General features: G+C 66.4%; 7 protein-coding genes. 5 read left to right on the forward strand and 2 right to left on the reverse strand.

Features of this window, described 5'->3' with window-relative positions; all coding sequences use genetic code 11:
• The first annotated feature begins 5 nt into the window (after positions 1-5).
• From ACTQWE_RS03120 to ACTQWE_RS03135, 4 genes are all read left to right on the forward strand, one after another.
• Complete coding sequence (locus ACTQWE_RS03120) at positions 6-683, forward strand: response regulator transcription factor (protein ID WP_373579052.1); 678 nt, start codon at positions 6-8, stop codon at positions 681-683.
• Positions 684-741: 58 nt separating this feature from the next.
• A complete protein-coding gene (locus ACTQWE_RS03125) occupies positions 742-2181 on the forward strand; it encodes a sensor histidine kinase (RefSeq protein WP_441857009.1) in 1440 nt (479 codons plus the stop codon).
• A 133-nt stretch (positions 2182-2314) separates the two neighbouring features.
• Positions 2315-2560, forward strand: a complete 246-nt coding sequence (locus ACTQWE_RS03130; protein WP_441857010.1) for an RDAC family protein — start codon at positions 2315-2317, stop codon at positions 2558-2560.
• Positions 2557-3285: a hypothetical protein gene (locus ACTQWE_RS03135; RefSeq protein ID WP_441857011.1), complete on the forward strand. Its 729-nt coding sequence runs from the start codon at positions 2557-2559 to the stop codon at positions 3283-3285. Before ACTQWE_RS03130 ends, ACTQWE_RS03135 begins: the two co-directional genes overlap by 4 nt.
• Positions 3286-3334: 49 nt before the next feature.
• Here ACTQWE_RS03135 and ACTQWE_RS03140 read toward each other — a convergent pair whose 3' ends face one another.
• On the reverse strand, positions 3335-4216 hold the full coding sequence (locus tag ACTQWE_RS03140) for an alpha/beta fold hydrolase (protein WP_441857012.1): 882 nt from the start codon (positions 4214-4216) through the stop codon (positions 3335-3337).
• A gap of 463 nt (positions 4217-4679) precedes the next feature.
• Between ACTQWE_RS03140 and ACTQWE_RS03145 the strand changes: the two genes are divergently transcribed.
• Positions 4680-7394: a lectin like domain-containing protein gene (locus tag ACTQWE_RS03145; protein ID WP_441921254.1), complete on the forward strand. Its 2715-nt coding sequence runs from the start codon at positions 4680-4682 to the stop codon at positions 7392-7394.
• A 156-nt stretch (positions 7395-7550) separates the two neighbouring features.
• Here the strand turns inward: ACTQWE_RS03145 and ACTQWE_RS03150 are convergent, their stop codons facing one another.
• Positions 7551-9608, reverse strand: a complete 2058-nt coding sequence (locus ACTQWE_RS03150) for a class I tRNA ligase family protein (protein WP_441857014.1) — start codon at positions 9606-9608, stop codon at positions 7551-7553.
• Positions 9609-10046 lie beyond the last annotated feature (438 nt).

The raw sequence follows: 10046 nt of genomic DNA on the forward strand, positions 1-10046 counted from the left end.
AGAACGTGGTCTACTACGTCGAAGACGACACCAACATCCGCGAGCTCACGATCTACGCGCTGAAGCAGGCGGGCATCGAGGCGGAGGGCTTCTCGGACGACGCGGAGTTCCGCGTTGCGTGCGCGAAGCGCGTGCCCGAGGCGGTGTTGCTGGACATCATGCTCCCGGACACGGACGGCCTGCAGATCCTCAGGCGCATCCGCCGCACGCCGGGCCTCGAGAACGTGCCGGTCATGATGCTCACGGCAAAGGACACGGAGCTCGACACCGTGCGGGCGCTCGACAACGGCGCGGACGACTACCTTGCCAAGCCCTTCGGCATGATGGAGATGGTCAGCCGCGTGCGTGCCCTTCTCCGCCGCGCGGGAAGGAGCGCCACGGGCGAGAAGAACGAGGTCCTCTCGCTCGGTCCGCTCACGCTGTGGCCGAAGCGCCGCGAGGTGACGCTCGAGGGTGCCGAGATGACGCTCACCCAGAGGGAGTTCGACCTCCTGGAGTTCCTGATGCGCTATCCCGGCGAGGTATTCAGCCGCGAGGAGCTGCTCCAGCGGGTGTGGGGTTGGGACTTCGACGGTGGGTCGCGCACGGTCGACGTGCACGTGCAGCAGCTGCGCGCCAAGCTGGGCGAGCACGCGGACCTGATAGAGACCGTGCGCGGCGTGGGATATCGTGCGCGCGGATAGAGAGCAAGGGAACGCGGCTCCCGTTCGTGCGGGGGCCGCGTCTGGATTGGCGGTAGGCATGGTGGGACTCAGGCTGACACGGACCTCGGCCGAGGGCGACGGCGCCCATGGCGGCGCCTCGCTCTCGCGTCGCATCTTCCTTGCGCTCGCGGGGGTGTGCGTGGCGGCATGCCTGCTCGTCTCGCTTGCGTCCGCCTACATCTACCAGCGCTCCGTCGTGGAGGATGCCTCGGCGGGCCTCCGGCGCGAGTGCGAGGCCGTGAGCTCGACCTTAAACGAGACGGCGCGCTCCGGCCGTGGCGAGTCCGCCGTGCTGCGCGGCCTGGACCTGGGCGAGGTGCGCGCGACGCTCGTCGCGAAGGACGGCACGGTGCTGTACGACTCGCTCGTCTCGGCGTCGTCGCTTCCCAACCACCGCTCGCGGCCGGAGGTCGCCGCGGCGCTCAGGGGCGGCAGCGGCAGCTCGGAGCGCGACAGCGCGACCGTGGGCTACGTAAGCATCTACCAGGCGCAGCGCCTGGACTCCGGCAGCGTGCTCAGGCTCTCGGAGGACCGCGACGGCATCATGCGCGTCATCGCAAACGACCTGTGGTTCGTCATCGGCACGGTCGTCGTGGTGGTGGGCGTGTCGTGGGTCGTGTCGCGCTCGCTCGCACGGCGATTCGTCCAGCCTATACTCGCCATCGACACCGCCTCCGGAAACGCGGTCTCGCCGTACGAGGAGCTCGACCCGCTGGTCAGGCGCCTCAACGAGCAGCAGGTGGAGCTGAAGGCCCGCATGGACAGGATCGTGGACGCCAACGTCATGCGCCAGGAGTTCACGGCGAACGTCACCCACGAGCTCAAGACGCCCATCGCGTCGATATCCGGCGCCTCGGAGCTCCTGCGCGACGGCTTCGTGCGTTCCGAGGACGTGCGCGACTTCGCGGGCAGGATCTACGACGACGCCCAGAGGCTCTCGAGCCTCGTCTCGGACATCCTCATGCTCTCGAAGATGGACGAGTCGGAGCGCATGGGCGACCAGGCGCTGTTTGGAGAGCCGCAGGACGTGGACCTGCTGTCCGTCGCGCAGGACGTCGTGGACCGGCTCAAGGACAGGGCGCGCAAGGCAAACGTCACGCTCCACGTGCAGGGCGCGAACGTCCGCGTCAGCGGCTACCCCCGCCTTCTGGACGAGCTCGTAAAGAACCTGTGCGACAACGCCATCCGCTACAACCGCACGGGCGGGTCCGTGCACGTGTTCGTGCTGCCCGTCAACGGCAAGCCCACCCTCAGGGTGACGGACACCGGCGTCGGCATCGCGCCGGAGGACCAGCCAAAGGTGTTCGAGCGCTTCTATCGCGTGGACAAGAGCCGCTCGCGCGCAAGCGGCGGCACGGGCCTGGGCCTCGCCATCGTGAAGCACGCGGCGGCGCTGCACGGCGCCACGATAGACCTCGAGAGCGAGCTCGGCCGCGGCACCACGATCACGGTCACGTTCCCCGGCGAGGACGGGTAGGCGGCGCGCTCTACGCGGTGCCACACGGATGGCCTGCGCAGATAGCGTGAACAAGTGTCTGCTTTCGACCGCGGGCGCCGGGCGCGCCCCGCGGCAGATGCTATCCTGTCGTAAACGACCGGATGGGAGCATCTTGCACAGGAACATCATCCCCATAGGCGACGTCATCGCCGTCAACCAGATGCTGGAGCGGCGGGGCAGCGCGCTTCGCGTCCACATGCACGATGCGTGCGGCGGCCAGTCCTTCTCGCTGCGCGCGGACGACGGTACGCCTGCGGACGAGGCCGGCTGCCAGGCCGTGGGGGAGTTCTTCTCCGCCCGCGGACACGCGGTGGAGTTCTCTGCCGCTGGCAGCGACTTCTGGGCGGTGCGCCCATGAGCCAAGACCAGAACATCGGCGGCCAAAACGCAGGCGGCCAGGGTGCGGGCAGGGACGTCGCGGGCGAGAAGGGCCTGACGCAGAGGCTTCGCGGCATGCTCGGCGAGCGCTTCACGCGTTTCGTGGGGTCGTCCCTCATCAGCACCGCGCTCGACCAGGTGCTGGCGTTCCTGCTGTTTGGCTGGCTGCGCGGGGTGTTTGTCTCGGCTGACTTCCTGCGCATCTTCACGGCGACGCTCGTTGCGCGCGTGTGCTCCGTGGCGCTGAACTACGCCATCAACATGAAGCGCGTCTTCAACGACGACAAGGCCGACCACGCCAAGATCGAGGAGGCGCACGCGGCGCAGCTCGCCGGCTCCGACGAGGTCGAGGACGTGGAGCTGGACGAGGACGACGAGGCCGGCATCGACTTCGACGACATCGTGGAAGGCCCGGACGACGAGGTGCGCCTTGGCCAGGTCGAGGTCCGCCCCATGCGCGAGAGCCTTCCCAGGTTCATCGCGCTCGCGGCCTTCGTGCTGTTCCTTTCCAGCGTGGGCGTCTACATCGGCCACGTGATCCTGGGCTTCAACGAGAGCGCCTCGAAGATCGTGTGCGACATGCTGCTGTTCTTCGTGAACTACTACTTCCAGCGCACGTGGGTGTTCGCCCGTCGCAAGCGCAAGTCGCACCGCGTGCGCGTGCGGCGCAGGCATCGCAGGGAGAAGGGCGGACAGTCCTCCTAGAGGCACGTCTGATGGCGCGGTCGGGCTTCCGGCCGCGCCATTTTGGTGTCTACGCCATCGCCATGGTGGCGAGCGCCTCGCGTGCGACGTCCTCCGGCGCCTCCTTGGGAAGGACGTGCCCCGCACCCGGCACGATCACGAGCCTGGATCCGGGGATGGAGGCGTGGATGAGGTCCGTCTCCTCGCGCTTGATCTCGTCGAACTCGCCCGCCATGACCGTCGTGGGACACGCTATCTGCGAGAGGCTCGCCGGGTCGATTTGGGGATAGACCACCATCATGTGCAGCAGCTCGGCCGTGGTGCGCGCCTCCTTAGGCGTGGGGCTCACGAGGCTGGGGTCGACGTCGCGATGGGAGCCGTCGCCCCTCTCCCAGTAGTCGGCCCATGCAAGTAGGCCCTGTGCGGCCTGCTCCATCTGGAACGAGTCGTCCACGCCGTCGGGCGTAAGGTTGGCGCCGATGGAGAGGAGCGAGAGCGCGAGCTCCGGGTGGTCGCGCGCAATGACGAGCGCCTCAATTGCGCCGTCCGAGAATCCGAGCAGGTGCGCCTTGCCAAAGCCGAGCGCCGCGAGCGCCGCCAGGGCGTCGTCGGCCATGAGCTCGTAGGTAAGCTCCGCCGTGCCGCGCGTGGACTTGCCCTGCGCGCGCGAGTCGACGGCGACGACCGGCCGGCCCGACGTGCAGACGGCGTCGATCACCTGGCCGAAGATCCCGTGCTCCTCTCCGTTGCCGTGGAGCATGAGCAAGGGGTCTGGCATCTGGGCGGCGGCGTCGGCGATGTCTGCGTCCGCCGTGCGGGCAAACGCTTCCGGCACGTACGCGAACGTGGCTATCTGGGCACCGTCTGCCATGGGCACAAGACGCGCCGCGGCAAGGTGCGCCGTCGGCAGGAGATAGGGGCTGGGGAAGTGGAGCTGCGGACGCTCGGGCATGGTGGCCTCCTTCGTGGGTTTACACGATGGTAGCCCATGCGGCACCGCGCGTCATGGCGGCCAGGACAGGTCTCGGTTGCGCGGGCTGCGGCAAAGGCGTGGCCCGCGGCAATCGGGGGTGGGCGGCCGATGCCTCCGGTGCTTCTCATCTATTTATCAATCATGTATTTGCATGAATAAACTATTCATATACGAAACCATGCAGCGCAATGGCGAATACGTGCTGCGAAGATACGAGAAATGAAACCGCTGTGGCGGAGTTTCGCTTCATAAGTAACGCTAATGGCAGTTGAAGCAGCAGCTTATTCGTTCGTTTTGAAATACATTCCGTTTGGCGACAACAACATACCATTTAACAACTGATGATAGGGATAGCCGTCTGTAATAAAGCTGAAATACTAAGCTGTGACTCGTTGGCGAATCAATCTTGTCATGTCCTGCATAGACATGGGAGAGGGGCAGCATGATGCCTGAGTCAAGGGAGAGGAAGCTCGGTCTTTTGGTGTTGGATGCGCGCGCAGCGGTGCGCCGCTTCTCGAAGTGCAGGACGCTCTGCGCCCTTGCCGGCATTGCCGTTGCGGCGGCACTTGTATCGCCGGTACAGGCGTATGCGGCCGATTCTGGCAGCATAGATGAGCCTCGGGACGCGGTTGCGGAGCAGGTGGCAGCGCCAGACGCGTCGCTCCAGGCGGCGGGACAGACGGACGTGGCAGTCCAGGCTCCCTCCCAGCCGGAAGATCCATCAAAGGAGGACGTCGCCCCCACCGTCGAGGCCGCTGCGCCTGCGGAGACAGTTGGCTCGCAGGCTGACTCGCCCTCGGTCGAGGGAACGCCTGCGTCCCAGGTGAAAACGCCGGTCGAGGAGGCCGAACCTGGGCAGGCGGACGCAGCCGCGCCACAGGCCGACCCTGCGCCCGCCGCACAGGATGGAGCTGCGGGCGCCAAGGACGCTGCCGCAACCGACGCAACCGACGAGAGGCAGACGAGTGCCGGGACCGCGCAGGCCGCCACGACGGACGCCCAGAATGCCGCCGTGCGCGACGCGGCGATGAAGGCCCTCTCGAAGGCGATTCGCTTCGACAAGTCCGGCACCACGATCATCCTGGACTTCAACGGTGACGGCAAGACCGACGACACGGATTGGGCGGCCTACAAGAGCTGGATAAAGACGTACCGCGTGTTCGACTTCAACGGTGACTTCTCGAGCGGTTACAACGGCGGCCTCCAGGTGACGGGCGGCACGCAGCTGGTCGCCAACGGTCACGACAAGGGACCCGACGACCTCAACATAGGCATCGACGTCGACAAGATCAAGTCGTACTACCTCAACAACATCGGCCAGGCGACCTCCGTCAAGAACCAGTCTCCCTTTGGCAGCTGCTGGGCGTTTGGCGCGACGTCCGCGCTCGAGAGCGCGATCCTCAAGGCGATGGCGGGCGAGAAGGGCATGGCCTACGACCCGGCACTCCACCAGACGCCGAACCTCACCAACATAGACGACAAGGTCGACCTCTCCGAGCTCGAGCTCGCATGGCTGTGCTACTCCCTCCAGCCGGATGGTGACTACATCAAGGACACGCTTCCCGGTGACACGGATTCCGACCGCCTGAGCTGTGGTGGCTGGGGCGCCATGGCCGAGACGATGTACACCGCGTGGCAGGCCGTGGCCAACGAGGCGGACGACCCCTACTGGCCGCTCGGCGTGCCGAAGACGTACGAGAACTTCAAGAAGCTCGGCAAGTTCGTCTGGGGCCTCACCGAGGGCACCAAGACGGCGATTGCGCACGTCCAAGGCGTGAACTACCTGCCTGACCCTGCCATCCTCCAGCTGGACAAGCAGGAGCACATGGTCTACCAGAGCCTTAACCAGAACGCCATCAAACTCATCAAGGAGGCGCTCGTCAAGTACGGCGCGGTCTCCATCGGCTACCAGGCCGACACCGCGCTTCCTGGCAAGCCGTCGGAGTCCGGCTACTTCAACTCAACGTATTGGGCGCAGTACTGCGACGCGGTGGACGACATCACGGACACGCACGCCGTCTGCATCGTCGGCTGGGACGACAACTTCGACCACAACAAGTTCAAGGCCGAGAAGAACGACGTGTCGAACCTGAAGGACGGAGCCTGGCTCGTCAAGAACAGCTGGGGCTCCTATGACTGGCTGAAGAAGAACTTCCCCGATGCCGATCCCTCGAAGGCCGGCAAGGCGGCGAACTGGGGCATCACGGACGCAGAGGGCAACCACACCGGCTACTTCTGGCTCAGCTACTACGATCACTCCATCGTCACCCCGTCGTACTTCGAGGTGGACCTTGCCTCCGACGGCTTCGACTACGACAACAACTACAGCTACGACTACCTCATCAACGAGTCGCAGATACCGTTCGTGCTTCGTACGAAGGATACCGGGACCGAGGTCGCCAACGTCTTTACCGCGAGGGGCGAGGAGGACCTGACGGCAGTCTCAGTGCACACGTTCGTGGCAGACTCCACCGTCCACGTTCGCGTGTTCCTGGTGACCGACGACGACCTCAGGGACAACGACCCCACGAGCGGCAGGTGCGTTGCGGACTTCACGAGCGACCAGCTGGTCTCTGGCTTCCATACCGTTAGGCTTCCCAAGACCATCCGCCTTGCGAAGGGGCAGAAGTTCGCCGTCGTGGAGAACATCACGTCTGCCGACGCGAACGATGGCGGAGGCCGCGTCTCGTACATCGCGCTGGAGACGGGTATGGCGAAGGACGCCCAGACCGACGACAACATGGGCTATCTCTTCTCGCATGCGAATGCCGACCCAGGCACGACGTACGTGAGGATCCTGACGGAGGACGGCTACAGGTGGATGACGCCGCAGGAGCTTGCGGACAACTACGACGGAGGCCAGATCTTTGAGTTTGGCAACGCCATGGTTAAGGCGTTCACTGTCAACGCGAAGGAGGAGGCGGCTCCCGCGGGCGACGTTACGACGCCCGGTCACGCGCTGCCCGCGACATACGGCGTGACGAACCCGGCGCAGGTGGGCGACGTGGCTGCTCGCCAGGCAGTTGCGCGCGCGGCCGCGTCGGACGCGCTGCCTCGCACTGGCGACGCGAACGACGCCGCGACGGAGACGGCGCTCTTTGCGGCCGCCCTCGCCATCGTCGGCGCGGGACTCGCGACTCGTCGCACGAGGGACTAGCAAGCGGGTCGGCGGGCCGCGGAAAGGCATGGCCCGCTGCAAACGGGGGAGGGGCGCCTGGCGACTCAGGCGCTTCTCCCTTAAGGGGAGCGCCCGTCGGATCGAGGTCCGGCGGGCGCCCTTACGCGTCTGGCTCTTGCGGGGTGGCCTAAGGGGCTACTTGCCCTTCTTCACCTGCGAGGGATGCTTCTGGAAGAAGTCGAAGCGCGGCGGCAGCGCGACGATGGCGTGCTCGCCGGGCTCCTCGCCCAGCTTCTGCGCAAGCTGGCCGGGCGTCGCGAACGCGTTCTCCCAGCTGAAGAACAGCTCGTGCGCAAAGCCCATGTGGTCGCAGATCTGCTCGCAGCCCGCGGGCACGGCCGGGTGCATCAGCAGCGTCACGCAGCGCAGCTCCGCGAACGCGTCGGCCAGCGCCTGCTCGTACGCGGCGTCGTCGCCGTTCGCGGCCTTGGAGGCGTCGCCCCAGCGCTTGTTCGCGGCGCGGCAGAAGTCCTCCGCCACGGCGAGCGCACCGTGCGCGTCGAAGGCGTGCGCGCACTTCTCGAACTCGAGGGTCGCCTTGACGCAGTCCTCGACCACCTCGGCGTGCGGGGCGACGGAGGGCAGGTGCGAGTCGCACACGTTTGCCGCGCCATAGAAGCAGCTGCGCGCGAGGCGGTTGAAGATGTTCGTGAGGAAGGCGCTCTCCTTGAGGGCGGGGTCCACGACGCGCGGGTCGTCCTTTACCAGGACCTCCTCGCCGGTCTTCTTGTCCTTGTGGCTGACGGACGTGTCAAACGGCTTTGGCGAGAAGGACACGGCCTTCTGGTCGAGGCCAAGGCTCAGCCAGTGGGCGCGCAGCTGCTCCGGGGTGTAGTAGTCCAGGAGCTCCGCGGCCATCGGCGGCTTGATTGCGCCCGAGCTGGACGCCTTCTTGTTCATGAACAGGATGTGGTAGTTCGCGACGGGGATGTCCTGCGTCAGGCCCCAGTCGAGCGCCTCCCACAGCGCGGGCTGCACCACGCAGTAGAAGTAGATGTTGTCCTGGCCGATGAACTGGTACACCTTCGCGTCCTTGGAGCACCACCAGTCGCGCCAGTCGTCCGTGGAGTAGCGGCCGCCGCCCTGCTTCGCGTCCGCGTCGAGCGCGGTCTGCGTGAAGCTGATGGGCGCCCACAGGCTCTCCGGCCAGCACCACACCGTGAGGTCGTGCGTTCCCTCGAGGTCGGGCGCGGCGACGCCCCACTCGATGTTGCCGGTGATGCGGAACGGCAGGAGCGTCTTGCCCGTGCGGAAGCGGACGCCGGACGACTCCAGCACCTCGCGCGCGCTGTCGCGGTCCTCCCAGTTGGCAAAGCCCACCGAGAACGACGTCTGGCCCTTCTCGGCCTCGCGGACCGTGTGCTTGGGAAGCTTGGACTCCACGGCGTCGAACTGCTCGCGGAACTTGCTCTGGATGTAGATGACCGGGTCCGCGAGGGACTCGCGCACCGTCTTCGTGACGATGGCGCGCACCTGCGGGTCCGCGTCCCACTCGTCCATGAGGTCGTCGAGGACCTGGTGGAAGCGGGGCAGGTCGAAGTACCAGTTGTCCACGGGACGCAGCTCGGGCGTGGTGCCGGTGAGCTGGCTCACGGGGTTGATGAGCTCCTCGGGGTCAAACTGGTGGCCGAGGTCGCACTCGTCCGCGTACGCCTTCTCGCTCTTGCAGCCGCGCACGGGGCAGTGGCCCTGCACCTGGCGGCCGTTGAGGAACGTCTGGGCCTTCACGTCATAGAACTGGCGCGTGGTGCGCTTGACGAGGACGCCCCTCTCGTGCAGGCGGCGGATCAGCTTGTCGGACAGCGCCGCGTGGAAGGGCTTTGCGGGCTCGAGGCCGGACCCCGCGAAGATGTCGAGCGAGATCTGGTAGGCGTCGAGCGCCTCCTTCTGCAGGTCGTGGTTGTGGCGCACGTAGTCCTCGATCGTGCCCGTGTAGCCCTCGCCCTCGACCTTCTTGCGGTAGCCCTCCATGATGGGGGAGCCAAAGCAGTCCGTGCCGCTGACGAAGACGACGTTCTGGGCGCCGATGCGGTCGCGCAGGAAGCGCGCGAAGAAGTCAGCGGGAACGAACACGCCGCCGATGTGGCCAAAGTGCAGGTTCTTGTTTCCGTATGGCATGCCGCCCGTGATGATGGCACGCTTGGGGAAGGTTGGGCGCGCGGCCTGGGTCGCGCTGTCGAGCTCTGTTGCCATGGGGTTGAACCTCTGTCCTATCGCGTTGTTGCCGCCCGCGTGCGACGGCACTCGTAACTGCTCGATTATCGCACAAGGCTCGCGGCGGCGCAGGTCTCGTGGCGGCGCGGGTGGGTATGCTAGTGAGCAGGGCGCGCGTCGCGCCCGCGGCGCATGGGCGAGAAGGGCGGCCGCCTTGGGGAGGGGCGTCCGTCGGGAGGGGGGCCAGCCATGACGTACGGCGTGTTCACGGCACAGCCGCTTCTGCTGCGCTCTGGCGGGTTCTCGCTGTTTGGGCCAGCGCACCTGGCGTGGCTCGCCGCGTGCGCCGGGGTCGTCGCCCTGGTGGAGCGGGGGGGGGGGCGGGCGGGCGGGGGCCCGCGCGGGGGGGTTTGGGGTGCTTTGGGGTGGTTTTTTTGTATGTATTGACAGGACTCCCCAATCAAAAAAAATAAAACA

Source organism: Parafannyhessea sp. LCP19S3_B1, assembly GCF_052121955.1.
Lineage (GTDB): Bacteria > Actinomycetota > Coriobacteriia > Coriobacteriales > Atopobiaceae > Parafannyhessea.

What these genes read in the sequence shown, in the direction of transcription:
- ACTQWE_RS03150 (WP_441857014.1), bottom strand. Translation starts at nt 9,608, where the DNA reads ATGGCAACAGAGCTCGACAGCGCGACCCAGGCCGCGCGCCCAACCTTC.
- ACTQWE_RS03135 (WP_441857011.1), top strand. Translation starts at nt 2,557, where the DNA reads ATGAGCCAAGACCAGAACATCGGCGGCCAAAACGCAGGCGGCCAGGGT.
- ACTQWE_RS03140 (WP_441857012.1), bottom strand. Translation starts at nt 4,216, where the DNA reads ATGCCCGAGCGTCCGCAGCTCCACTTCCCCAGCCCCTATCTCCTGCCG.
- ACTQWE_RS03145 (WP_441921254.1), top strand. Translation starts at nt 4,680, where the DNA reads ATGATGCCTGAGTCAAGGGAGAGGAAGCTCGGTCTTTTGGTGTTGGAT.
- ACTQWE_RS03125 (WP_441857009.1), top strand. Translation starts at nt 742, where the DNA reads ATGGTGGGACTCAGGCTGACACGGACCTCGGCCGAGGGCGACGGCGCC.